The sequence below is a fragment of the Pannonibacter sp. Q-1 genome, from assembly GCF_054073275.1.
In genome coordinates, this window is sequence record NZ_JBSXNB010000001.1 from 388735 (window position 1) to 411971 (window position 23237).

General features: G+C 64.8%; 20 protein-coding genes, 2 tRNA genes and 2 riboswitches. Of the genes, 9 read left to right on the forward strand and 13 right to left on the reverse strand.

The annotated features are described in order from the left end of the window. Positions 1 to 88: 88 nt before the first annotated feature. The 6 genes from gcvPB to ACVNHC_RS01785 all read right to left on the reverse strand — a co-directional run bounded on the left by gcvPB (position 89) and on the right by ACVNHC_RS01785 (position 6221). Positions 89 to 1681 carry an aminomethyl-transferring glycine dehydrogenase subunit GcvPB gene (gene gcvPB / locus ACVNHC_RS01760; protein ID WP_050471951.1) on the reverse strand — a complete coding sequence of 531 codons (1593 nt, stop codon included), beginning with the start codon at positions 1679 to 1681 and terminating at the stop codon, positions 89 to 91. Beyond that, on the reverse strand, positions 1678 to 3024 hold the full coding sequence (gcvPA, locus tag ACVNHC_RS01765; protein ID WP_050471952.1) for an aminomethyl-transferring glycine dehydrogenase subunit GcvPA: 1347 nt from the start codon (positions 3022 to 3024) through the stop codon (positions 1678 to 1680). Before gcvPA ends, gcvPB begins: the two co-directional genes overlap by 4 nt. A gap of 5 nt (positions 3025 to 3029) precedes the next feature. Continuing rightward, positions 3030 to 3533 (reverse strand): OsmC family protein, encoded by a 504-nt coding sequence (locus ACVNHC_RS01770; RefSeq protein WP_050471953.1) that lies wholly within the window; start codon positions 3531 to 3533, stop codon positions 3030 to 3032. Positions 3534 to 3536: 3 nt separating this feature from the next. Beyond that, positions 3537 to 3908, reverse strand: coding sequence for a glycine cleavage system protein GcvH (gene gcvH, locus ACVNHC_RS01775; RefSeq protein WP_457166279.1), 372 nt, complete (start codon positions 3906 to 3908; stop codon positions 3537 to 3539). Positions 3909 to 3950: 42 nt separating this feature from the next. Beyond that, positions 3951 to 5117, reverse strand: coding sequence for a glycine cleavage system aminomethyltransferase GcvT (gcvT, locus tag ACVNHC_RS01780; protein ID WP_457166280.1), 1167 nt, complete (start codon positions 5115 to 5117; stop codon positions 3951 to 3953). Positions 5118 to 5175: 58 nt separating this feature from the next. Next, a riboswitch (glycine riboswitch) is annotated at positions 5176 to 5283 on the reverse strand. A 3-nt stretch (positions 5284 to 5286) separates the two neighbouring features. Further along, a riboswitch (glycine riboswitch) is annotated at positions 5287 to 5401 on the reverse strand. A 181-nt stretch (positions 5402 to 5582) separates the two neighbouring features. After that, entirely contained in the window at positions 5583 to 6221 is a 639-nt protein-coding gene (locus ACVNHC_RS01785; RefSeq protein WP_094462287.1) for a hypothetical protein, read from the reverse strand. Between the two features lie 196 nt (positions 6222 to 6417). On the opposite strand from ACVNHC_RS01785, the gene ispH reads away from it, so the two are divergent. The 4 genes from ispH to ACVNHC_RS01805 are packed head-to-tail and all read left to right on the forward strand — an operon-like array spanning position 6418 to position 9880. Then, positions 6418 to 7413: a 4-hydroxy-3-methylbut-2-enyl diphosphate reductase gene (gene ispH, locus ACVNHC_RS01790; RefSeq protein WP_457166281.1), complete on the forward strand. Its 996-nt coding sequence runs from the start codon at positions 6418 to 6420 to the stop codon at positions 7411 to 7413. Positions 7414 to 7419: 6 nt separating this feature from the next. Next, positions 7420 to 8385 (forward strand): homoserine kinase, encoded by a 966-nt coding sequence (locus ACVNHC_RS01795; RefSeq protein ID WP_122519431.1) that lies wholly within the window; start codon positions 7420 to 7422, stop codon positions 8383 to 8385. Beyond that, positions 8382 to 8858, forward strand: a complete 477-nt coding sequence (rnhA, locus tag ACVNHC_RS01800; protein ID WP_186393076.1) for a ribonuclease HI — start codon at positions 8382 to 8384, stop codon at positions 8856 to 8858. Before ACVNHC_RS01795 ends, rnhA begins: the two co-directional genes overlap by 4 nt. Next, positions 8855 to 9880 (forward strand): diacylglycerol/lipid kinase family protein, encoded by a 1026-nt coding sequence (locus ACVNHC_RS01805; protein ID WP_019963107.1) that lies wholly within the window; start codon positions 8855 to 8857, stop codon positions 9878 to 9880. Before rnhA ends, ACVNHC_RS01805 begins: the two co-directional genes overlap by 4 nt. Before the next feature lie 256 nt (positions 9881 to 10136). On the opposite strand, the gene ACVNHC_RS01810 is transcribed toward ACVNHC_RS01805, so the two are convergent. The 5 genes from ACVNHC_RS01810 to ACVNHC_RS01830 form a co-directional block, all read right to left on the reverse strand. Further along, complete coding sequence (locus ACVNHC_RS01810; protein WP_432643954.1) at positions 10137 to 13010, reverse strand: EAL domain-containing protein; 2874 nt, start codon at positions 13008 to 13010, stop codon at positions 10137 to 10139. A 58-nt stretch (positions 13011 to 13068) separates the two neighbouring features. Further along, positions 13069 to 13707 carry a GNAT family N-acetyltransferase gene (locus ACVNHC_RS01815; RefSeq protein ID WP_186424522.1) on the reverse strand — a complete coding sequence of 213 codons (639 nt, stop codon included), beginning with the start codon at positions 13705 to 13707 and terminating at the stop codon, positions 13069 to 13071. A gap of 27 nt (positions 13708 to 13734) precedes the next feature. Next, entirely contained in the window at positions 13735 to 15021 is a 1287-nt protein-coding gene (locus ACVNHC_RS01820; RefSeq protein WP_457166282.1) for a M16 family metallopeptidase, read from the reverse strand. A 227-nt stretch (positions 15022 to 15248) separates the two neighbouring features. Then, entirely contained in the window at positions 15249 to 16655 is a 1407-nt protein-coding gene (gene thrC / locus ACVNHC_RS01825) for a threonine synthase (RefSeq protein WP_457166283.1), read from the reverse strand. A gap of 200 nt (positions 16656 to 16855) precedes the next feature. Then, entirely contained in the window at positions 16856 to 17452 is a 597-nt protein-coding gene (locus ACVNHC_RS01830; RefSeq protein ID WP_244274451.1) for a YqgE/AlgH family protein, read from the reverse strand. Positions 17453 to 17624: 172 nt separating this feature from the next. Here ACVNHC_RS01830 and ACVNHC_RS01835 point away from each other — a divergent pair, with 172 nt between their 5' ends. Together ACVNHC_RS01835 and ACVNHC_RS01840 are read left to right on the forward strand one after the other, a co-directional pair. Next, on the forward strand, positions 17625 to 18533 hold the full coding sequence (locus tag ACVNHC_RS01835) for a protein-disulfide reductase DsbD domain-containing protein (RefSeq protein WP_457166284.1): 909 nt from the start codon (positions 17625 to 17627) through the stop codon (positions 18531 to 18533). Positions 18534 to 18677: 144 nt separating this feature from the next. Then, positions 18678 to 19163 carry a peroxiredoxin gene (locus ACVNHC_RS01840; RefSeq protein WP_055455123.1) on the forward strand — a complete coding sequence of 162 codons (486 nt, stop codon included), beginning with the start codon at positions 18678 to 18680 and terminating at the stop codon, positions 19161 to 19163. Between the two features lie 207 nt (positions 19164 to 19370). On the opposite strand, the gene ACVNHC_RS01845 is transcribed toward ACVNHC_RS01840, so the two are convergent. After that, positions 19371 to 19447 (reverse strand) — tRNA-Pro (locus ACVNHC_RS01845). A gap of 313 nt (positions 19448 to 19760) precedes the next feature. Between ACVNHC_RS01845 and ACVNHC_RS01850 the strand changes: the two genes are divergently transcribed. From ACVNHC_RS01850 to ACVNHC_RS01860, 3 genes are all read left to right on the forward strand, one after another. Further along, positions 19761 to 19835 (forward strand) — tRNA-Gln (locus ACVNHC_RS01850). Between the two features lie 247 nt (positions 19836 to 20082). Beyond that, the gene (locus tag ACVNHC_RS01855; protein ID WP_186393072.1) at positions 20083 to 20346 is read left to right on the forward strand and encodes a spike base protein, RCAP_Rcc01079 family; all 264 of its coding nucleotides are present in this window, start codon (positions 20083 to 20085) and stop codon (positions 20344 to 20346) included. Further along, positions 20343 to 21428 (forward strand): hypothetical protein, encoded by a 1086-nt coding sequence (locus tag ACVNHC_RS01860; RefSeq protein ID WP_457166285.1) that lies wholly within the window; start codon positions 20343 to 20345, stop codon positions 21426 to 21428. Before ACVNHC_RS01855 ends, ACVNHC_RS01860 begins: the two co-directional genes overlap by 4 nt. A 173-nt stretch (positions 21429 to 21601) precedes the next feature. On the opposite strand, the gene galE is transcribed toward ACVNHC_RS01860, so the two are convergent. Then, positions 21602 to 22606: a UDP-glucose 4-epimerase GalE gene (gene galE / locus ACVNHC_RS01865; RefSeq protein WP_457166286.1), complete on the reverse strand. Its 1005-nt coding sequence runs from the start codon at positions 22604 to 22606 to the stop codon at positions 21602 to 21604. Between the last annotated feature and the right edge of the window lie 631 nt (positions 22607 to 23237).

Here is a 23237-nt window from a genome sequence, read left to right on the forward strand (position 1 = left end):
TCCGGGGGCTTTGTGTTTCCGCTCACTCCGCCGCAACCGGAGTGACGCTGGCCGGAGCCTTCCGGCTCCGGGGGCTTTGCGTTTCCGCTTACTCCGCCGCAGCCGGGGTGACGCTGGCCGGGGCCGGTTCGCTCCAGGTGAGAACCGGGCTGCGGGCAGCGCGGGTTTCATCAAGGCGGCGGCGCGGTGCAAGATACGGCGCGCCGGTGAAGCGCTCCGTCTCACCGCGCTTGGCGGACATCACGAGATCCCGCAGCGTGGCGACGAACAGGTCGAGCGAGGCCCGGCTTTCGGACTCGGTCGGCTCGATCAGCATTGCCCCATGGACGACCAGCGGGAAATACATGGTCATCGGGTGATAGCCCTCGTCGATCATCGCCTTGGCGAAGTCGAGGGTGGTGACGCCCGTGTCCTTGAGGAAGCTGTCGTCGAACAGCACCTCGTGCATGCAGGGGCGCTCGCCGAAGGGCAGGCTCATCAGGTCCTGCAGGCCAACGCGCACATAGTTCGCGTTCAGCACCGCATCTTCGGACGCCAGACGCAGCCCGTCCGAGCCGTGGCTCAGCATGTAGGTCAGCGCCCGGACGAACATGCCCATCTGGCCGTGGAAGGCGGTCATGCGGCCGAACGGCTTCTCGCCATCCTTGAGGCCGGCTTCCGTTTCCACCAGTTCCAGCCCGCCTTCCGACTTGCGGACGAAGGGCAGCGGCGCGAACGGGGCAAGACGGCTCGACAGAACCACCGGGCCGGAGCCCGGTCCGCCGCCGCCATGCGGGGTGGAGAAGGTCTTGTGCAGGTTGATGTGCATCGCATCGATGCCCAGATCTCCCGGCCGCGCCTTGCCGACGATGGCGTTGAAGTTGGCGCCGTCGCAGTAGAAATAGGCATTTGCGGCGTGGATGGCGGCGGCAATCTCCATGATGTCCCGCTCGAACAGCCCGCAGGTGTTCGGGTTGGTCAGCATGATGGCGGCGATGTTGCCGTCATTCTCCGCAATCGCCTTCTTCACCGAGGCCAGATCAACCGTGCCGTCGTCCTTGGCGTCGATGGCGACGACCTTGAAGCCGAGGAGCGCAGCGGTGGCCGGGTTGGTGCCATGGGCACTTTCCGGCACCAGCACGATCTTCGGATCACGGCCCGCAGCGATATGCGCGGCCTTGATTGCCATCATGCCGCACTGCTCGCCATGGGCGCCGGCCTTCGGGCTCATGGCGACGGCTGTGGTGCCGGTCAGCTCCATCAGCCAGTCACCCAGCTCGGAGATAAGCTCCACCGCGCCCTTGACGGTGGACAGCGGCTGCAGCGGGTGAATGTCGCCAAAGCCCGGCACGCGCGCCATCTTCTCGTTGAGACGCGGGTTGTGCTTCATGGTGCAGGAGCCGAGCGGATAAAGCCCGCTGTCGATGGCGTAATTGTTGCGCGACAGGCGCACGTAATGGCGCATCGTCTCCGGCTCGGAAAGGCCCGGCAGGCCGATCTTCGCCGTGCGGGCGTGGGTGCCCAGCTCCGCCTCGAAAGCCTCCGGCTCGTCCAGATCAACGCCCGTCACATCGAGGCGGCCGATCTCGAACAGCAGCGGCTCTTCCATGTCGAGCGCACGGTTGCCGGTGAAGGTCTTGGGCCGGAAAGCCGCGCCCGCATCGCCCGCAGCGGTCGGGCGTCCCTGAGTGTTCATGCTCATGCCAGCACCTCCTTGAGCGCGGCTGCGAAGGCAGCGCGGTCTTCATCGGTGTTGATTTCGGTCGAGGCGACAACGAGAAGGTTCGCAAGGTCCTTGTTGCGCGGCTCCAGCCGCGACACCGGCACACCGGCGAGGATGCCCCGTTCGGCCAGCGCCTCGACAACCTGATCGGCCACCTTCGGCAGGGCGATGGTGAACTCGTTGAAATAGGCCTTGTTCAGCACTTCAACGCCCGGCACGGCGGCGAGCAGCTTCTTCAGCTTCACCGCATTGGCGTGATTGATCCGGGCAAGGCGCGTCAGTCCGGCTTCGCCCAGCAGCGTCATGTGGATGGTGAAGGCCAGCGCGCAGAGGCCGGAGTTGGTGCAGATGTTCGACGTCGCCTTTTCACGGCGGATGTGCTGCTCGCGGGTGGAGAGCGTCAGCACGAAGCCGCGCTTGCCTTCCGCATCCACGGTCTCGCCGCACAGGCGCCCCGGCATCTGCCGCATGTATTTCTGCTTCGTGGCGAAGAGGCCAACGTAAGGACCGCCGAAGGTGAGGCCATTGCCGATGGACTGGCCCTCGCCGACGACGATATCCGCGCCCTGCGTACCGGCCGGTTCGATCAGACCCAGCGACACCACCTCGGTGAAGACGGCGATCAGCAGCGCCCCATGGGCGTGGGCCTTCTCGGCAATCGGCTTCAGGTCGATGATCTGGCCGTAGAAGGACGGGGACTGCACGACGACACAGGACGTCTCGCCGTCGATGGCCGCCAGAATGTCCTCGGTGCCCATCGGATCGGCGGGCAGCGCTTCCACCTTGTCGCCGGAGAGGTTCGACAGACCTTCCACCACGGCGCGGTACTGCGGATGCAGCCCACCGGAGAGCACCGCCTTGTTGCGGCGGGTGACGCGGTGGGCCATCAGCACGGCTTCGCCGGTGCCGGTGGAGCCGTCATACATGGAGGCGTTAGCCACTTCCATGCCGGTGAGGCGGGCGACCTGCGTCTGGAACTCGAACAGATACTGCAGGGTGCCTTGCGTGATTTCCGGCTGATAGGGCGTGTAGGAGGTGAGGAATTCGGAGCGCTGGATCAGGTGATCCACCGTCGCCGGAACGTGATGGCGGTAAGCGCCTGCACCCACAAAGAAGGGCACGGAACCGGCAGCGACATTCTTGCCGGCCATGCGGTTCAGGTGGCGCTCCACCTCGATCTCGGACTTGCGCCTGGGCAGGTCGACGAGGCCCTTGAGGCGGGCGGCTTCCGGAATATCGGCAAACAGGTCATCAATCGAAGACACGCCGACGCGCGCCAGCATGTCGGCGCGGTCAGTGTCGGAAAGCGGCAGATAACGCATCGGGTTTACGTCCCTTCATGCGGTTGCGGAGCAACGAGGCGCACCGGACCGGGCGCCACGACGATTTCACATTTCACCGAGTTGGCAATGAAGCACATTTCATGCGCCTTCTCGTGCAGTTCGGCGAGCCGGGCCGGGTCTGGCTGGCTGTCCGCGATGATGGTCATCACGGGGCGCAGGGTGACACGGGTGATGCCCATGCGCCCCGGCGCGATGCGGTGCATTTCCGCCTCTGCCCGGTCCTCATAGGCCTCGATCAAAAACCCGTCGCGGCGGGCGAAATCGAGGAAGGTCATCATGTGGCAGGAGGAGATGGCGGCAGCGAAGGCCTCTTCCGGGTCCACGGCTTCGGGCACCGAATGGGGCAGCGGCACGACGGTGGGCGAGGCAGAGGCTGGCACCTCCACACCGCCGTCAAAGCGCCAGGTGTGGCCGCGGGAGTAGCGTCCATTGCGGAACTCGCCCTCGCGGCGCCAGATCACTTCGGCGGTGTAGAGATGGCCGGGCATGGGTCAGAGCGTGTCCACGTAGGCCTTGTAGGCCGCCTCGTCCATCAGCTCTGCCAGCTCGCCCTCGCTGGAGATGCGCAGCTTCATGAACCAGGCCGCCCCTTCCGGATCCTCGTTCACCATGGCCGGGCTGTCCGTCAGGACGCTGTTGACCTCGGTCACCTCACCGCTGACCGGGGCATAGACCTCGCTGGCGGCCTTCACCGATTCCACCACGGCGGCGTCATCGCCCCGCGACACGCTGCGGCCGACGTCCGGCAGTTCCACATAGACCACATCGCCAAGCTGGCTCTGGGCATAGGTGGTGATGCCGACGGTGGCAACGCCACCGGACACGGCAACCCATTCATGATCCTTGGAGTAATAGGTCGTCATTCTCTGGTCTCCAGACTGGATGATCTTCTGTTTCTGAACGGCTCACGCCTTGGCGGCGCGCACGTAACGGTGCTCCACGAAAGGCATCGTGGTGACGGTGGCTTCCAGCTCCCTGCCGCGCACGATGAGCGCGAGCTTCGTGCCGGGGGCAGAATGGGCAGCGGCGACATAGCCCATGGCGATGGGCTGGCCGAGGGTCGGGGCAAAGCCGCCGGAGGTGACGGTGCCGATGGCCTCGCTGCCGCCGGGCACGCGGATTTCCGCGCCCTCACGCGCTGGCGCACGGCCTTCCAGCTTCAGGCCGACGCGCTTGCGGGCCGGGCCTGCGGCGAGTTCGCCCTGAACACGGGCGGCGCCGGGGAAGCCGCCTTCCTCGCGGCGGCGCTTCTGCAGGATGAAGGTGATGTCGCCCTCGACCGGCGAGGTGCTCTCGTCAAGGTCATGGCCATAGAGGCAGAGCCCGGCTTCAAGGCGCAGGCTGTCGCGCGCGCCAAGACCGATCGGCTTCACCCGCTCATCCGCCAGCAGCGCCTTGACGATGGCTTCGGCAGCGTCTGCCGGAACAGACATTTCCACCCCGTCTTCGCCGGTATAACCGGAGCGCGAGACGTGGCAGCGGATGCCGTCGAAGTCCATCCAGGCCGCACTCATGAAACCGAGGCTGGCTGCTTCCGGCGCATGCTGGGCAACGGCAGCAACAGCTTCCGGCCCCTGCACGGCGATCAGCGCGCGGTCCTCGATGATTTCAAGGCGGACACCTTCGGGGAGCGCGGCTTCGATCAACGGATAGTCCACATCCTTGCGCGAGGCATTGACCACCAGGAACAGGCGGCCATCGCCGTCCTCAGACACCGGGCGGGTGACCATCAGGTCATCAACGATGCCGCCTTCTGCGTTGAGCAGAACCGTGTAGCGCTGCTTGCCGCGGCCAAGCTCCACCATGTTGGAGGGCATAAGAGCCTCCAGCGCACGGGCGGTGGTGGCATGATCCGGGCCGATGAGCCAGGCCTGGCCCATGTGCGACACGTCGAAGAGCCCAGCGGCGGCGCGGGTGTGGAGATGTTCGGTCAGGATGCCGGCGGGATATTGCACGGGCATCTCATAGCCCGCGAAAGGCACCATGCGGGCGCCAAGCGCCACATGCAGGTCATGAAGGGGGGTACGCTTCAGGTCCGCCTCAGGGGCGGCCGCAGAATCAGTCGTGGCCATCAAGGGTCCTCGTCGTCAGTGGCGCAAGGACAGACCTGTAACGGCCCATCCGCACCCCCTCTGTCCGAGTACCTGAGAGATTTCCCGCCCGGCGCACGAATGCAGCCGGAAGGTTACTCCTTCGGTGAGACCTCACGCATCAGCATGCGAGGCCTGCTTTCCAGAGCGTCAAAGCGAAGCGGTCCTTTTGCCTGAGAGTTTCCGGGGCGGTTGCTCCTTCGGCGCTGTCTCAGATCCCCCGCATTGCTGCAAAGCACCTCTCCAGCCTCTCCCGCTGTCGCCTTTTTGAACCGGCGGCACCTGCCAGATGAAGTGCTGGCACCGCCGTTCCGCCCACCTGTCACGACCCAGATGAGCGGCGTGATTGTCTATTCCCGTCCTGCCCTTGTCAATATCCGCCATCCTGAGACGGATAGGTATTCCCGTCCCGTTTGACGGCAAGGGTTAAGAACGTCTGCACATGCCTCAGCGGCGCTTCGTCCGCTGCGGCGCGCCTTCGTCAAAGCCGAAGACGATCTTGAGCGAGGCATCGCGCGGCACCACGAAGGAGTCTTCGACCAGCGACCAGGTTATGGCCGGAGCCCCTGCCGCCGCCGTCACGGGCACGGATAGAAGCTGAGAAACCACCGGGGTGGCATCCGAAACGCCCTGCGGGATGATGGCAACACGCACCGGCAGCTTGATTTCACCGCCCGGCCAGGCGGGACCCGGCGTCACGCGGCCTGCAAGACCGACCTTGATGCGGGTCTGGTCGCCTTCGCGGCGGCATTCGCGGGCCCAGTCTTCAAGATTGGCCTGATAGAGCAGCGCGCGGGCGTCATGCTCCTTGCCGCGCTCATATTTGGTGATGAGGAACGTGTCCGACTGCAACTCGATCGGTGGGCAATAGGGCTGCTTTTCGAAGGCCTGCGGGTCCACCTGGATCGGCCCCTGTCCGCCGCTGACGATCTTCTGCGTCAGGCTGGGGCCTGCCGGCGCACCGCCCGTATCAGCGGAATCACCGCCGCCGAATGACATGCAGCCGGAAAGGAGCCCCGCCAGCGCGGCAAAGGTGGCCACGCGGCCTGCGGCAGAACGGGCGGAAATGCGTTCGACTTGCAGCATTCAGAAGTTCCACTTCACTCGAAACCTGTTCGCCGGTCTATAACAGGCCATATCCGTTTTGGCGAGACGCAGCCTGCCTCTATGGATGCACGGCGCAGAATGCAGGGCTTGCCCGGCAGCAATGCGCATGCTTCCCCTTGACATGCCATGGGGTGATCACTCTATTGCCCCCATGAGCCACGCTCAAGGACCTGACATGACCGGCAATCATGGCGCTCTTCCGGCGCTGGACGTGAAATTGTGTGCACCGCGCGGCTTCTGCGCAGGGGTGGACCGTGCCATCCAGATCGTCGAACTGGCGCTGGAGAAGTTCGGCCGCCCGGTCTATGTGCGGCACGAGATCGTGCATAACCGGTTTGTGGTTGACGGACTGAAGGCCAAGGGCGCCGTTTTCGTCGAAGAGCTTGACGAGATCCCGGCAGACCAGCGCGACCGCCCGGTGATCTTTTCCGCCCATGGCGTGCCGAAATCCGTGCCGGAAGATGCGCGCGGGCGGAACATGTTCTTCCTCGACGCCACCTGCCCGCTCGTCTCCAAGGTGCACAAGGAAGCCGAGATCCACGACCGGCGCGACCGCGAGATCCTGCTGATCGGCCACGCCGGCCACCCGGAAGTGATCGGCACCATGGGCCAGCTGCCGGAGGGCACGGTATTCCTGATCGAGACGGAAGAGGATGCGCGCAACTATCAGCCGCGCACCGGCCGTCAGCTTGCCTTCATCACCCAGACGACGCTTTCGGTGGATGACACCAAGGGCATTGTCGAGGTGCTGAAGCAGCGCTTCCCCGATATCGTCGCCCCGCACAAGGAAGACATCTGCTACGCCACGACCAACCGCCAGGATGCGGTGAAGGTGGTGGCACCGCAGGTGGATGCAATGATCGTGGTGGGCGCCCCCAACTCGTCCAACTCCCAGCGCCTGCGCGAAGTGGCAGAGCGTGCCGGGTGCCGCAAGGCCGTGCTGGTTCAGCGGGCGTCGGACATCGACTGGGCCGATTTCGAGGGCATTTCCAGCCTTGGCCTGACGGCTGGCGCCTCTGCGCCCGAAACGCTGGTCGAGGAAATCATCGCCGCCTTTGCAGAGCGCTTCACCGTGACGGTGAACGAGGTGCGCACCGCGGAAGAAACCATCGCCTTCAACCTGCCGCGCGAGCTTCGCACCATGGCAGACGTTCCCAGCGCAGCCGAGTAGCCCCCAATGGCCGTTTATACCGAAGTTGCCGACGAAGACCTTGCCGCCTTTGTCGCCCGATACGGCGTTGGCCGTCTCCTGTCCTACAAGGGCATTGCCGAGGGCGTGGAGAACTCCAACTTTCTGGTGCGCACGGATCAGGCCAATTTCATTCTCACCCTCTATGAAAAGCGGGTGAACCCGGACGACCTGCCCTTCTTCCTCAACCTGATGCAGCATCTGGCGAAGAAGGGCATCAACTGCCCGCAGCCGCTGGTGGCCGAAGACGGCACCATGCTGGGCACGCTGTCCGGCCGCCCCGCTGCCATGGTCACCTTCCTGGAAGGCATGTGGGTGCGCCGCCCGCGCCTTGAGCATTGCGCCGCCCTTGGCGAAGCGCTTGCCCGGCTGCATCTGGCCGGTGCCGACTTCCCGATGAAGCGGCACAATGCGCTGGATGTCAGCGGCTGGCGCCCCCTCTTCAACCGTTCTGCCGAGCGCGCCGATACGGTGGTGCCCGGCCTTGCCGAAGAGCTTGCCGGCGAACTCGACTATCTGGAAGCCAACTGGCCGAAGGACCTGCCGGGCGGGGTGATCCATGCGGATCTCTTCCCCGACAACGTGTTCTTCCTCGGCAGCGAGCTGTCCGGCCTCATCGACTTCTACTTCGCCTGCACCGACAGCTTCGCCTATGACGCGGTCATCTGCATCAACGCCTGGTGCTTTGAGGCCGACGGCGCCTTCAACGTCACCAAGGCCCGCGCCTTCCTCAATGGCTACCGCAAGATCCGCCCCTTCACGCGGCAAGAGTTCGCGGCCCTGCCCCTGCTGGCACGCGGCGCCTCCATCCGCTTCCTGCTGACGCGGCTTTACGACTGGCTCAACGTCCCCCCCGGCGCGCTGGTGACACCGAAGGACCCCACCGAATATCTGCGCAAGCTGCGCTTCCACCGGGGCGCCATCTCCGCTCATGATTACGGACTGGACGCATGAGCGAGGACGCGAAGGTCGTCATATACACGGACGGTGCCTGTTCGGGAAATCCTGGACCGGGCGGCTGGGGCGCGATCCTGCGTTTCGGCCCGCACGAGAAGGAACTCAACGGCGGCGAGGCGGACACCACCAACAACCGCATGGAGCTGACGGCGGCCATCGAGGCCTTGAGCGCCCTCAAGCGCCCCTGCGCCGTCGATCTTTACACCGACAGCGTTTATGTGCGTGATGGCATCACCAAGTGGATGTTCAACTGGAAGCGCAACGACTGGCGCACCGCGGACAAGAAGCCGGTGAAGAATGCCGACCTGTGGCAGGCTCTCGACGCCGCGCAGCGCCAGCATCAGATTTCCTGGCACTGGGTGAAAGGTCACGCCGGACACCCGGAGAATGAACGGGCCGACGAACTGGCCCGGCTCGGCATGAAGCCCTATCAGAAAGGCCGCAAGGCAGCTGGAGACAGCAACGGATGAAGCCCCTGCGCAAGGCAGATTTCATGGCGGGAGATGACAGCTCCGGGCCGGAAGAGGCTCGGGCCGCCGCTCATTCCCAGGAAGGCGGATCCGGCGCGCATGACAGTGCCGCCGCCCTTGCCCGCAGCGTGTTGATCCTCGCCAATCCGGCTTCCGGCGGCTACCGCCCGCGCCTTCTGCAGGACATTGCCGCAAGGCTGGAAGCCAGGGGCTGCACGGTGACCATCCGCCTGACGCGCCGGGCCGGAGAAATCGGTGAGATCTGTGCCGATCCGGCCCTGCGGACCGGCATTCTGGCGGTGGCCGGCGGCGATGGATCGGTCAATGAGGCAATCCGCGGCTTTCAGCAGAACACGGCAGCGGCCGCTCCGGAGCTGGCGGTCATTCCCTGCGGTACCGCCAATGTTCTGGCCGCCGAGTTGAAGCTTCCGCGCAGCGCCGAAGGCATCGCCCGCATGATGCTGCAACGGCGCAGCGTGCCGCTGCATTACGGCCTCGCCAATGGCCGGCCCTTCGTGCTGATGGCCTCTGCCGGGTTTGATGCGGAAGTGGTGCATGCGGTGCCGCTGGCGCTGAAGCGCCGCCTCGGCAAGCTCGCCTATGTGCTCACCGCGCTCGACATCGCCTTCTCGCGCCATGGGGAAGACCTCTTCGTGCGGATCGGCGATGAGCCGGAGAACGGCGACCATGCGGGCCGGACGCTGACCTGCCGCCTCGCCGTCGTCACCAAGGCCCGCCACTATGGCGGTCCTTTCGTCATCTGCCCGGATGGCGGCGTGACAAGGCCCGGCCTGCATCTTCTGGCGCTGGAAAAGGACACGCCGCTGGCCGCCCTGCGCTTCGGCCTCGCGCTGCTGACAGGCCGCCTGCACAAGACGAAGGGTGTCACGCTGGTGCCGGTGAACAGCCTCACCCTCACCAGCCGCCGCGCCGTGCCCGCCCAGATCGACGGCGATCCCTTCGGCGTCACGCCGCTGACCCTGACGGACGGCAACCGTCCGCTGGCCCTGCTGGTGGGGTGACGCTTACTGGAAGAGCGTTCCGAGCCTGGCCAGCCAGTTCAGCACAAACTCCAGGTTAAACCTCTCCGGCGTCGTCCCGGACGCAGCGAAGCGGAGATCCGGGACCGGTGAGTCACGGCTTATGCTTTGGATTTCATGTGATTAAGCTGCACCCCGGCTCTCCGGTCCCGGATCGCGCGGGGCGCGTCCGGGATGACGATGGAGAGATCGGAGCGTTGCCTGCACCCGGGCGCGAAAAACGGCCGTTTCTGCTGCCTCAAGCCTCGTGGTGCTCACGCAGATACACTGTGGCCTCATCTGCGGTCATGGCTTCGCCGAAGAAATAGCCCTGCGCATATTCGCAGCCGAGCTGGAACAGCTCCAGCGCATCGGACTCGCTTTCCGCCCCTTCCGCGACGATGGACATGCCCAGATCATGGCCGAGGGCGATGATGGAGCGCAGGATGACCGGACGGGCCGACTGGCCGTTGTGCCGCACGAAGGACTGGTCGATCTTGATCGTGTCGAAGGGGAAGCGCTGCAGATAGGCCAGCGAGGAATAGCCCGTGCCGAAATCATCCAGCGACAGCCCTGCCCCCAGACCGCGCAGGCGCTCCAGCACCTTGGCGGCATATTCCGGGTTGGACATGACCATGGATTCGGTCAGCTCCAGCTTCAGCGTGCCCGGAACAATGCGCGAGCGCGACAGGATGGCCTTCACTTCGTTGATGAGGTCATGACGCAGCAGCTGGCGGGAGGAGATGTTGACCGAGAGGAACAGCGGCACCGGCGTGCGGATCTTGTCCTGCCATTCGGCCAGCTGGCGCGCGCCCTTGTCGAGCACATAGACGCCCAGTTCGTTGATGAGGCCGGACTGCTCGGCAATCGGGATGAATTCGCTCGGAGCAATCGGCCCGCGCTTGGCGTGTTTCCAGCGGGACAGAACCTCGAACCCGGCGACGGACTGATCCGAAAGGCGCACGATGGGCTGGAAATGGACGGCGAGTTCGCCTTCCTTGATCGCCTTGCGCAGGTCGCCTTCCAGATCAATGACATTGCGGCCCAGCGGGCGCAGGATCGGGCGAAAGACTTCCTGGCGGTCACCGCCGAGGCGCTTGGCATGGTTCAGCGCGATTTCCGCATCCGTCACCAGCTCTTCGGCCGTCTGGCGTCCGCCTTCGAACAGGGCAAAACCGATGGAGCAGGTGAGGAAGACTTCGCGGTCGCCATAGGTCACCGGCGCGCGCACGGCCTTGCGGAAGGCATCAGCCACCTGGGCAATGCGCCCGGCTTCCTGCTCCGACAGCAGGATCATGCCATACTGGTCGCCGCTGAGCCGGGCGAGGGAATCCTGCGGCTGCAGCATGCGGTCGAGACGGCGGGCGATGGTCAGCAGGATGGAATCCCCTGCCGACAGGCCGATCCCGTCATTCACCTGCTTGAACCGGTCGAGATTGAGCAGAAGCACCGTCGGCTTGGCGATGCTGCTGTCCGCCTTGCAGCGGGCAAGAGCTGCCTCCAGCCGGTCCATGAACAGTTCGCGGTTGGCAAGGCCCGTCAGGTTGTCATGCACAGCGTCATGCAGCAGCCGCTCTTCGGCGGTCTTCTGCTCGGTGATGTCCAGCAGCGTGCCGACGCAGCGGATGACTTCGGCATCCGAACCGAGAATGGGGCGGGCACGCAGGCGGAACCAGCGGAAATGGCCATCTTCAGAGCGCAGGCGGAAATCCTGCTGCACCTTGCCGCGCCGCTGATCCACCACTGCATCCAGCGTGGCGCGGAAACGGTCGCGGTCCTGCGGGTGCAGCACATCCAGCCAGTCACGCGCCGGGCCATCCAGCGTGCCATGGCGAAGGTTCAGCAGATCCTCGACTTCGTGGCCGGTGTAGATGCGGTCACGGTCGATGTCCCAGTCCCAAATGATATCTCCTGCGCCGGTCAGGGCCAGAGCGCGCCGCTCCACATCCGAAATCAGGCCTTGGACGATGGCACCACCTGCAAAGGCGTGCTGCATCACCGTGAAGCCGATGAGAAGCACGATCAGCACCAGACCGCCGCCCAGCGCCGGCTGGGCGATGTCGTTGTTGAGCACGCCCAGAACGGTCATCGCCGAGCCAATGAGCCAGACGATCAGCAGGAACCAGGTGGGAATCAGCATGATCGCGCGGTCATAGCCCTGAAGCGCCAGAACCAGAACCGTGGCAAAGCCGACAAAGCCGATGAAGCCGAGCGACAGACGCGCGATGCCGGCCGCAATCGAGGGATCCCACACCGCGACACCCAGAAGCCCGAGCAGCAGGGTGAGCGTGCCCAGCGCCAGGTGACTGTACCGGATGTGCCAGCGGTTCAGGTTGAGATAGGCATAGAGAAAGATGATGAGGCTGGCCGCCAGCATCACTTCGGCGCTCGCCCGGTAAAGCTGGTCTTCGCCCTGTGTCAGGTTGAACACCCGGCTCCAGAAGCCGAAGTCAATGCACAGATAGGCCAGAACCGCCCAGGCCAGCGAGGCCGTTGCCGGGAACATCACCGTGCCCTTGACCACGAACAGAATGGTCAGGAACAGCGCCAGCAAACCGGAAATGCCGAGAATGATACCGCGGTACAGCGTGTAGGCGTTGACCGTTTCCTTGTAGGCATCGGGCTCCCACAGGCGGATCTGCGGCAGTTCGGGCGTGCGCAGTTCGGCCACATAGGTGACGATGGCGCCCGGATCGAGCGTGATCAGGAAGACATCGGCCTCAAGGCTTTTCTGCCGCTCCGGGGCAATGCCCTGGCTGGGCGTGATCGAAGCCACACGGGAGGTGCCCAGATCCGGCCAGATCATGCGTGACCCGGCCAGCTGATAGAAAGGCGCGACGATGAGCCGGTCGACCTGCTCATCGGAGGTGTTGGTCAGCGAGAAAACCGCCCAGTTGGTGTTCTGCCCGTCACGCGAGGCCACCTCGATGCGCCGGACAATGCCATCGGCACCGGGCGCGGTGGAGACCTGCAGGCGTGGTCCGGCGTCGCGGTAAAGATCGATTGCGCCGGTGAGTTCCAGCGCCTCCACATCCAGCGGCACCGGGATCGGCTCAAGCGCAAGGGCGCGGCCTGCGAACAGGGTCGCAGTCAGCAGCAGCAGTACGGCAGCCAGGAACCGGAGAAATGTCACCGGCAGTTGAAGCGGAGTGGCGAGCATGGCTCGAACAGTTAAAGGGTTGTCGGCCATGTCACAAGATTTCTTTCGAGGCGCCACTGGTCCATTGTGGAGAGGCGGCCGCAACGGCCGGCACCGGATCATCAGCGAGGCGCGCGAAGAGGATATGGTCCTGCCACTGACCGTTGATATTGAGGTAGCGGCGCGCATAACCTTCGCGTGTGAACCCGTTCTTGCGTAGAAGCTGGATCGACGGCCCGTTGCTGGGAAGGCAGGCCGCCTCGATCCGGTGCAGGCGCAACACATCGAAACAGAATGGCGCGATCAAGGCGACCGCGCTGGACATGTAACCTTTTCCAGCGTGCCTTGCGCCCATCCAGTAGCCGAGCGAGCAGCATTGGGAGACACCGCGCCGGATGTTCGACAAGGTCGCCCCGCCCAGAAGCGTTCCATCCTGTGAAAAGAGGAAGAAGGGATAGCTGCGCCCCTCCTTGCGGTCATTGGCATAACGGCGAAGGCGGCGGCGGAAGGCGGGCTTGGTCAGGTCATCCACCGGCCAGAGCGGCTCCCACGGGGTCAGGAAGCTGCGGCTTTCTTCCCGCAGCACAGACCACTGCGGGAAGTCCGCCATCAGGGGCGGGCGCAGATAGAAGCCCTGCCCCCGCAATGTGGGCTCTGTCTCCGACGCTCCGAAGGACAGAAGCAAGGCCACCTGACGCCCCCCTTATCCCGGCCCGGTTCAGGCGAAGGCGCGCTGCGGCACAGGGCCGCTGAGGCGCTGCTGCATCTCGTCCAGTGTCATCATCTTGCCGATGGGGCCAAGGCCCGTCAGCGTCGGCTGGCTGGAGGTGAAGATGTCCGATGCCACACGGCGCACACTCTCGGCCGTCACCGCATTGATGCGCTGCGACACTTCCTCAAGGCTCAGCGTGCGGCCATGGATCAGCATCTGCCGGGCGATCTGGCCGGCACGGGCGGCCGGGCTTTCCAGTGCCATCATCAGTCCGGCGCGGATCTGCGCACGGGCACGGGCAACCTCCTCCTCGGAAATGTCGCTGCCTGCGCGCTCCAGTTCTCCCAGGATCACCGGCATCAGCTCTTCGAGGTTTTCCTCGCCCGTCGCGGCATGCAGGCCGAAAAGGCCCGTGTCGTTGAAGGCCCAGTGGAAGGCATAGATCGCGTAGCACAGGCCGCGCGTTTCCCGCACTTCCTGGAAGAGCCGCGAGGACATGCCGCCGCCCAGCACCGAGGCCAGGATCTGCGAGGCATAATAATCCGGCGAGGCATAGGACTGGCCCTTGAAGCCCAGCAGGATCTGCGCCTCCATCAGCTCTTTTTCCAGACGGCCCTCACCACCGGCATAGGTGGCCTCGCCCACAGGCGCAGCCTGTTCGCCGCTGAAGCTGGAGAACTGATCCTCCGCAATGCGCACCAGCTCGTCGTGATCCACGGCCCCTGCCGCCGAAAGAACCATGTCCGGCCCCCGGTAGCGGTTGGCCAGATACTGGGTCAGCGAATTCCGGTCGAAGCTCATCAGGGTTTCGGGCGTGCCAAGGATCGGCCGGCCCAGCGGCTGATCCGGCCAGGCGGTGGACTGGAACAGGTCGAAGGCCTGGTCGTCCGGGCTGTCCAGCGAGGCGCCGATTTCCTGCAGGATCACATGCTGCTCGCGCGCCAGCTCTTCCGCATCGAAGACGGAGTTCTTGAGGATATCGGCCAGAAGATTTGCCGCCAGCGGCACATCCTCGGCCAGCACGCGGGCATAGTAATTGGTGTGTTCGACGCTGGTGGAGGCATTCAGCTCGCCGCCGACGGCCTCGATTTCCTCGGCAATCTGGCGGGCGCTGCGGGTGGCGGTGCCCTTGAAGGCCATGTGCTCCAGCAGATGGGTGATGCCATTCTGCTCTGGTGCCTCCGCCCGTGACCCGGTCCTCACCCACACCCCGAGCGCCGCAGTCCTGAGGCTCGGCATCCGGTCCGTGATGACGGTCAGCCCATTGGCCAACCGGGTCGTCCTTACTTCCATGCGGTCCTCCCGGGCTCACAGGGGAGCGGGCGGCGTGTCACGCCTGCCCTCGTTTCAGCCTTCCTGCCCTCGGGCATTCCGGCGCTCCGGCTGCGGCAATACTGTTTCACGGCTTGCGGGCCTTTGCCAGCCCTTGTCATTGTTGTGACACATACCCTAGGGCACGGCCAGATGGCAGCTCAAGCAGAAAGGGGCGCAAGCATTCTGCGCCCCTCCCCGCGTCAGTTTCAGGCCGTGCCTTTCACGGCGCGGGCATTTGCCTCGACATGGCGCTCGATGGCGCCCAGATCCGCCGGCAGCACGCTCTGGCGCTCCGGCGCGGTCATCATCGGCTCCAGTTGTTCGGGCAGCGCCGGATAGACACCGCTGGCAGCCTTGACGGCGGCGGGGAACTTGGCCGGATGGGCCGTGCCCAGCACGATCATCGGCGCTTCGCTCGCCCCCAGCTCTTCCGCCACATGCACGCCGATGGCGGTATGCGGGTCGAGCAGGTAGCCGGTTTCCGCATGGGTGCGGGCGATGGTGGCAGCCGTCTGATCCTCGCCGCAGCGCCCGGCTGCGAAGAGCTTGCGCATCTCTGCGAGCGGGCCATCAGCGATGGTGAAGCTGCCGGACTGGGAAAGGCTGCCCATCATGGCCTTCACGGCGGCGCCATCGCGGCCATGCATTTCCGCCAGAAGGCGCTCGAAGTTCGACGAGATCTGGATGTCCATGGATGGAGAAATGGTGGCCGAGACGCCGCGCATCTCGTAGCGGCCCGTTTCCAGCGTGCGCACCAGAATGTCGTTGCGGTTGGTGGCAATCACCAGCCTGTCGACCGGCAAGCCCATGCGCATGGCGGCGTAACCTGCAAAGATATCGCCGAAATTGCCGGTCGGGACGGTGAAAGACACCGGACGGTGCGGCGCACCAACGGCAACACCTGCCACGAAGTAATAGACGATCTGCGCCAGAATGCGCGCCCAGTTGATGGAGTTCACACCCGACAGGCCCACCCGGTCGCGGAAATCGAAGTGGTTGAACATGCCCTTCACGATGGCCTGGCAATCATCGAAGTTGCCTTCCACCGCCAGTGCATGAACATTGGCTTCCGTGGGCGTCGTCATCTGGCGGCGCTGCACGTCGGAGACGCGCCCTTCGGGGAAGAGGATGAACACATCCGTGCGCTCGCGGCCGCGGAAAGCCTCGATGGCCGCACCGCCCGTGTCGCCGGACGTGGCACCAACGATAGTGGCGCGCTGGTTGCGCTCGGCCAGCACATGGTCCATCAGGCGGCCCAGCAGCTGCATGGCCACATCCTTGAAGGCCAGCGTCGGGCCGTGGAACAGCTCCAGCACGAAGCGGTTCGGCGCGATCTGCACCAGCGGCGTCACCGCCGGATGGCGGAACGTGGCATAGGCCTCATCGATCATGCGCTTGAGATCGGCGTCCTTGATGGTGCCGCCGGTGAAGGGGCGGATCACCTCGAAGGCGACGTCCTGATAGGACTTGCCGGCAAAGCCTGCGATGGTTTTGGCGTCAAACTGCGGCCAGGTCTCGGGCAGGTAAAGCCCGCCGTCACGGGCTAGGCCCTGAAGAAGAACATCTGCAAAATCGAGAACAGGTGCGTCACCACGCGTACTGACATATCTCACCGCGCCGGATCCCTTTATGTCTGGCTACAGTCCTGCGCCCTGGCCAATTTGCGGCGGGCGCAGTCAACAGGCGTTTGATCTTCGGCGGGACGGGCGTCCCGGGACCATGACCCATAAGACAGTTTGCCAAGGCGCGCAAACTGCATTTGAGAACATCTGCCCGCCCGGCTCAGCATGGCTGGCGGATGCCCTGCCCCGCATCAGGCATGACCGGCATCGCCGGAGAGCATGGAAGGATCAACGCCGATCTGCCACATCGCCCTCTGCCACTTGGTGCCGATTTCGGTATCGAACAGGATCGACGGATCAGCCGGGCCGGTCAGCCAGCCGTTGGACTGGATCTCCTGTTCCAGCTGGCCAGGCGCCCAGCCGGCATAGCCCAGCGCCAGCATCGCCTGCGACGGGCCGCGCCCTTCGGCCAGCGCCTTCAGAATGTCCATCGTTGCCGTCAGGCAGATGCCGTCCTGAATGGGCAAGGTGGAGCTTTCCAGCTGGAAATCATCGGAATGCAGCACAAAGCCGCGCTCGGTCTCCACCGGGCCGCCGCGATAGACGCTCATGCCGCGCAGGGCATTGGGCAGGCGGATCGACTGGCCTTCCGGCACGATGTTGAGCTGCACCAGAAGATCAGCCACGGACAGGCTGTTGGATGGCTGATTGATGATCAGCCCCATCGCCCCTTCGGAAGAGTGAGCACAGAGATAGATGACAGTATGGGCGAACCGGCTGTCAGGCATGTTCGGCATGGCAATCAGAAACTGCCCGTCGAGCCAGCCTGTGTCCGAACCTTGTGTCATGCAGCCTCCCTTTTGCATTGCACCCCTGTAGAGATTACCTGCTGCCAGGTGATTTGTTAACTTGCTTCACGCCGTGGCGGGCTGCAATTTTTGCAGCGTTCACAGAGTTATGAGCATTCCCCGGCCACAGAAGGGGAGGACGCCGCGCAGGCTTTGCGCTATCACCTATCGCATGTCTTCACGTCAGCCCCACGATCAGACGGCAACGCCCCTTCGCTCTGCAGCACAGCGTCTTGCAGCGGCCTGCTCCGCCCTGCTGCTGGCCGGAACATCGCCCGCCGATGCCATCATTACCGAGTGGCAGGTGATTGAGGGCGGCGCCGTGCGGCTGGTGGTGGCCGGCAAGGCGCCCGATGGCAGCTACGAGGCCGGCCTTGAAATCGCCCTGGACCCTGAGTGGCACACCTATTGGCGCTATCCGGGCGAAACCGGCATTCCGCCGGAACTCAGCTTCGAGGGAAGCGAGAATCTGGCGCATGGAAGTCTCTCCTTCCCCGCCCCGGAGCGTTATGACGACGGCTTCAGCCAGTCCATTGTCTATACGGACAGCGTTCTTCTGCCCCTGCGCCTGACGCCCGAAGCAGCAGACACGCCGCTCAAGCTGGAGGCCAATGCCTTCTTCGGCGTCTGCAACAAGATCTGTGTGCCCGCTGAAGCGCGTTTCACGCTGGATCTGGCCGCCGATCCGCAGCCGGACCGCATTGCCGCACGGCTCATCAGCACGGCCCGGGCTGCCCTGCCTGTTGCCATGCAGGAGACCGAAGGCCCGCGCCTTGTCGGCTTCAGTTTCCGGGAAGGCAAGAGCGCGCTGAAACTCGACATCACCGCTGATGTGGGAGACGCCACTTCGGCCGATCTCTTTGCCGAAGGCGCAGCAGAAGCCACCACCGGCCTGCCCAGGCCGGGCGCGCGGGACGGCAGCAAAATCCGCTGGAGCCTGTCCCTCAAGGGATTGAGCGGGCCGGAAGAGGCCCTGCCCCTGCGCCTCGTGCTGGTGACGGACGGGCGCGCAGTCGAGGCCTCCTATACGATCGACAGCAGGACCCGCAGCATCCGGCGGACGGACGGCCCGGCGCAGTAGCATCCGGCCTGGCGGCATGCCCCCTTCCGCTGAATAGGGCTCGACGCCGCCGCCATATGACCCTATGTCGAAGGGCGGACCGCCCTTGCGTGCAACGCCTGCGGCAGTCCTCGAGCGTTTTTCTTTGGACGTGGAGAGATCCGGATGAGCATCAAGATTGGCGACCGTCTGCCGGACGGCGTATTCAAGGTCATCGGCGGCGACGGCCCGGTGGAGATGAAGGCCAGCGACATCTTCAACGGCAAGACCGTTGTCCTGTTCGGTGTGCCGGGCGCCTTCACCCCGACCTGCCACATGAATCACCTGCCGGGCTTCGTCGAGCATTTCGACGCCTTCAAGGCCAAGGGCGTGGACACCATCGCCGTGGTTTCCGTGAATGACATGTTCGTCATGGATGCCTGGAAGAAGGCCACCAGCGCCGGCGACAAGATCCTTTTCCTGGCCGATGGCAGCGCGTCCTACGTGAAGGAACTGGGCCTTGAGCTGGACGCTTCCGGCTTCGGCATGGGCATCCGCTCCAAGCGCTTCGCCCTCATCGCCAAGGACGGCGTTGTCACCGCCCTCAACGTGGAAGACGCCCCCGGCCAGGCCACCGTTTCCGGCGCCGCTGCGATGCTGGAAGCACTCTGATCCAGTTCGGGAAACCGGAACGGGAACACATAGGCCGGAGGCGCATGTCTCCGGCTTTTTCTTTGTGGGTGAGTCATTTTCCCCTGAGCGCACACCGGTCCCCGGGGCGGCGCAGAGTGTGCGGCTTTATCCGGAATTGCGGCGCAAACGGCATGACGGCTCCGCCCAAGGGCGGCTATCTATCTGATTTTGCGGAAGAAAACTGGATGGTCGGAGTGGAGTGATTCGAACACTCGACCCCCTCGTCCCGAACGAGGTGCGCTACCAGGCTGCGCTACACTCCGATCCAGTCGAGCACCGGGAAACCCGGGCCGGGAACCGCCGGGGCGCTGCCCCGTCGATGTGGCGGGTATTAGCACCGCTTTTTTGACCCCGCAAGCCCCCTCTCGCACATCGGCAAAGAAAGTTTGCCAGTGCTCCACAATCAGCCCTCCGGCAGTGGATAAGTCCCTGCACCGCCTCTCCTGTTTCACGAAATGCGGCCCTGCGCATCATGTGGATGTGTGGAAGGTGTTTGACCGGAAGACTTGCGCCCGCGCCGGGCTTGAGGCATACAGCGCGCCTGAGGCGCGGTGACACACCGCTTGTTCCTCATTCTGGGGCGTCGCCAAGTGGTAAGGCATCGGTTTTTGGTACCGACATTCGGAGGTTCGAATCCTCCCGCCCCAGCCATCCGTCTTCGCTAATTTTGCCGAAGCCCCGCCGAAAGACGGCGTCTACAAGCACCTGAAAATCATCGCAAATCCTGGTCACACTGTTCCGGCCAGACTCAAATCCCTGCCCCGGTCCACCCCACCGCCTGCCTGTTTGCGCTCAAGCGCCTGCCAGCGTCACGCTGCCGGCGGCTTATCCCCGCCTCCCGCGGCCGTCCTATTCTGTCCTCCTCGCAGGCGCGGCCTGCTGCAAGGAGACAGATGCGATGACGGACCGCTTCGACAGCCATGGCGCCGGCCTGACGGCCCCCGCCAGCCACGGCTTTTCCATCACCCCCAGCGACAGCGCCGCCTTGAGCGAAGTGGTGCGCGCAATCTATGTGGGCACCGGCGGCTCGCTCGCCCTGACCCTGCGCAGCGGCGCGGCAATCACCCTCACCAATGTGCCCGATGGCTGCCTGCTGCCGCTGCGCACCACGGCGGTGAAGGCCACCGGCACCACTGCCTCCGGCCTGGTTGGCCTGCTGTGAGCGCCGCCGTTCCCTCGCTCGCGGCGCCCAGCCTCTGTCTGGGGCCGATGCTGGGTCTTGGCCTTGCGGCCCCGCAACAGGGCGGCGGCTGGTGGCCGCGCGGGGCCCTTTATGCCGCCGACTTCCGCAAGCACCGCTATATGACAGGCGGGCGCAGCATCACACCGGCCGCCGCCTTCAGCCTGACGCGCGGCGGCGAAGCCCTCGCCCCTGACAGTACCGGCAGCTATCAGGGTTTTGCCGCCGATGTGCCTGCCCGCACGGACCTTGGCCTGTTTCTCTCTCCGGCCGTCAGCAATGCCATTGCGGACAGCACCGGAACCGGGGCAAGCCTTTCCACCACCGACACATTGAACGGACTGCCCGGCAGCTGGGGGCAATCCCGGGTGGATGGCTCCACCATCCGGGCCCGGCTCACCGCCAAAGGCAGCTCTGGCGGCCTGCCTTACGTGGATGTCCGCTTCTGGGGCAATTCCACTGCCACGGACCTGCAGCTTTACTTTTCCAATGCCGAAGACCAGCACCTCGGCATCACAGCGGGGAGCAGCGCGGCAGTTCTCAGCAACCTGAACCTGGTGCTTGCGGCCGGCAGCCTCGGCAACGTCACCTGCCGCTTGCGTCTGACAGAACTGGCCGCAGGCAACGTCTATCTCACAAAGCAACTCGAAACCGTCGTCCCGTCCGCCGCCGCCCTGGAGCTTGCGCACTTCAGCAAGAACTGGACGGTCCAGAACAGCGGGACGTCGCGCCTCAGATTCGGGCTGGAACTGACCCTTTCCGGCGCTTTCGACCTGACCTTGCGGATCGCCGGTGCGCATCTGGAGCTTTCGCCCGCTGCGAACCTGTCCGCGCGGGGGCTGGCCGCCCCGGTGCCGACGCGCGGCAGCCCTGTCCTGCGGCCGGCGGACACGCTCACCCTGCATCTGCCGCAAGGCACCCGCAGTGTGACGCTGACTGCCGCAACCGGTGCAACGCTGACACTGGACACAAGCGCCGCCACGGCCGCAGGCCCGGCCGGCCTGTCCGTGCCGGAAAGCCCGTTTGGCGCAGCGCCTCTGGTGACGGCTGTGGGCTGGCGGTGACCCGGCCTGTGGCGGCAGCGGCCCGTTTATACCACCTCCCGGTGAGTCTGGCTCACCGGGAGGTGCTCAAGCCCGTGCGGCGCATGAGCCATTTCAAGCGTGATGCCTCAGCATCCAAAGCCTTGGCATAATGCGCCAGCACCGGAAGCCTGATGCGTTCCCGCCACCTCCCGTCACCCCTCTTGTAGCGAATTGACCCGGCGGGCCTTCAGCGTCTCCTCCCAGGCGAAAGCATGGCGGACGATCAGCTCGAGATCATTGTATTTCGGCTGCCAGCCCAGTTCCTGCCGGGCGCGGGCGCTGTCCGCCACCACCTTTGGCGAATCGCCCGCCCGGCGCGGGGCTTCCTCCACCTTGAAATCGATGCCCGAAACGGCCTTCACCGTTTCAATGACCTGGCGCACGGAATAGCCCTCGCCATAGCCGCAGTTCATCACCGCGCTCGCCCCGCCATCGCGCAGGCGCAAAAGCGCCAGCCGGTGCGCCTCCACAAGATCGCTCACATGGATATAGTCGCGCACCGCCGTGCCATCCACGGTGTCATAATCGCTGCCGAACAGGCTCATCTGCGGGCGCCGCCCCAGCGCCGTCTCGCAGGCCACCTTGATGAGATGGGTTGCCTGCGGCGTGCTCTGCCCCGTCGCGCCCTCCGGATCAGCCCCGGCCACATTGAAATAGCGCAGCGCCGTGTAGCGGAAGTCATGCGCGGCGCTGACATCCTTCAGCATCAGCTCCGTCATCAGCTTGGACATGCCATAGGGCGACAGCGGCACCAGCGGCGCATCCTCCGGCACCGGCACGCTGAGCGGATCGCCATAGACGGCGGCCGTGGAGGAAAAGATGAACTTGTCCACCCCGGCCGTGACACAGGCCTCGATCAGGCTGCGCGAGGCGGAGGTGTTGTTGCGGTAATATTTCAGCGGATCGGAGACCGATTCCGGCACGATGACGGATCCGGCGAAATGGATCACCGCCTCGATGCCATGATCCGCCAGCAGGCGGCCCACCAGCGCGGCATCGGCCACATCCCCCACCACCAGCTGTGCCTCAGCAGGCAGCGCCCAGCCGAAGCCGGTGGTGAGATTGTCGAGCACAACAACCTTCTCCCCCGCCCGCACCAGGCAATGGGCCATGTGGCTGCCGATATAGCCGGCGCCGCCGGTGATAAGTGTCGTCATGGCAAATGTCTTTCCTTCGAAACGAAGCCTGCACCGGCGGCAACCCGCCACCGCAAACATGGCAGCTTTGCCCCATGCGGCGGCAGACTGCAAGCACCGCTTCAGCAGATCCATCCAGCCCACCGGCCAACACATAGACCAGCTCACAGGCCAGCCCACCGGCCGATCTCATTTCCGGCAAGCGCATGTTTTTCTTCGGAAAAACAGCCCGCAGACATCAGGCTGCGGCAATTGCATTGCTCGCCCGTATTCGCGTGACCGGTTCAACGCCCTCCGGGCGGCGGGGGCCGCAGCCAGCGGACAATGCCCCGTCTGACGATGCCCCGTCTTCTGGAAATCCGCTCCTGGCCTACAGGGGCATGTGCCCGTGGCATCCGGTCAGGACGGGTATGACGCCGTTCAATATCAAGGCGCCGCAATGCTGCCGCATGACGCCGTGAAGATACGCGGATGCCGCTCAGGCTGTACCGGATCCCGATGCGTCAAGCTTGTCGGGAGCTGGCATCACCTGCCCGCCCCGGCAACAAACCGTAAGACTTGCTGTTTTGTTTATCACCCGGCACGAACATTGACGCGGTAAAAAAACCAACCAAATAAAGTGCGCCCACTATATTCAGGAAACGCATAGAAA

What these genes read in the sequence shown, in the direction of transcription:
- ACVNHC_RS01840 (WP_055455123.1), top strand. Translation starts at nt 18,678, where the DNA reads ATGAGCATCAAGATTGGCGACCGTCTGCCGGACGGCGTATTCAAGGTC.
- gcvPA (WP_050471952.1), bottom strand. Translation starts at nt 3,024, where the DNA reads ATGCGTTATCTGCCGCTTTCCGACACTGACCGCGCCGACATGCTGGCG.
- ACVNHC_RS01855 (WP_186393072.1), top strand. Translation starts at nt 20,083, where the DNA reads ATGACGGACCGCTTCGACAGCCATGGCGCCGGCCTGACGGCCCCCGCC.
- gcvH (WP_457166279.1), bottom strand. Translation starts at nt 3,908, where the DNA reads ATGACGACCTATTACTCCAAGGATCATGAATGGGTTGCCGTGTCCGGT.
- ACVNHC_RS01805 (WP_019963107.1), top strand. Translation starts at nt 8,855, where the DNA reads ATGAAGCCCCTGCGCAAGGCAGATTTCATGGCGGGAGATGACAGCTCC.
- gcvPB (WP_050471951.1), bottom strand. Translation starts at nt 1,681, where the DNA reads ATGAGCATGAACACTCAGGGACGCCCGACCGCTGCGGGCGATGCGGGC.
- ispH (WP_457166281.1), top strand. Translation starts at nt 6,418, where the DNA reads ATGACCGGCAATCATGGCGCTCTTCCGGCGCTGGACGTGAAATTGTGT.
- ACVNHC_RS01830 (WP_244274451.1), bottom strand. Translation starts at nt 17,452, where the DNA reads ATGACACAAGGTTCGGACACAGGCTGGCTCGACGGGCAGTTTCTGATT.
- rnhA (WP_186393076.1), top strand. Translation starts at nt 8,382, where the DNA reads ATGAGCGAGGACGCGAAGGTCGTCATATACACGGACGGTGCCTGTTCG.
- ACVNHC_RS01770 (WP_050471953.1), bottom strand. Translation starts at nt 3,533, where the DNA reads ATGCCCGGCCATCTCTACACCGCCGAAGTGATCTGGCGCCGCGAGGGC.
- ACVNHC_RS01785 (WP_094462287.1), bottom strand. Translation starts at nt 6,221, where the DNA reads ATGCTGCAAGTCGAACGCATTTCCGCCCGTTCTGCCGCAGGCCGCGTG.
- galE (WP_457166286.1), bottom strand. Translation starts at nt 22,606, where the DNA reads ATGACGACACTTATCACCGGCGGCGCCGGCTATATCGGCAGCCACATG.
- ACVNHC_RS01820 (WP_457166282.1), bottom strand. Translation starts at nt 15,021, where the DNA reads ATGGAAGTAAGGACGACCCGGTTGGCCAATGGGCTGACCGTCATCACG.
- ACVNHC_RS01835 (WP_457166284.1), top strand. Translation starts at nt 17,625, where the DNA reads ATGTCTTCACGTCAGCCCCACGATCAGACGGCAACGCCCCTTCGCTCT.
- gcvT (WP_457166280.1), bottom strand. Translation starts at nt 5,117, where the DNA reads ATGGCCACGACTGATTCTGCGGCCGCCCCTGAGGCGGACCTGAAGCGT.
- ACVNHC_RS01795 (WP_122519431.1), top strand. Translation starts at nt 7,420, where the DNA reads ATGGCCGTTTATACCGAAGTTGCCGACGAAGACCTTGCCGCCTTTGTC.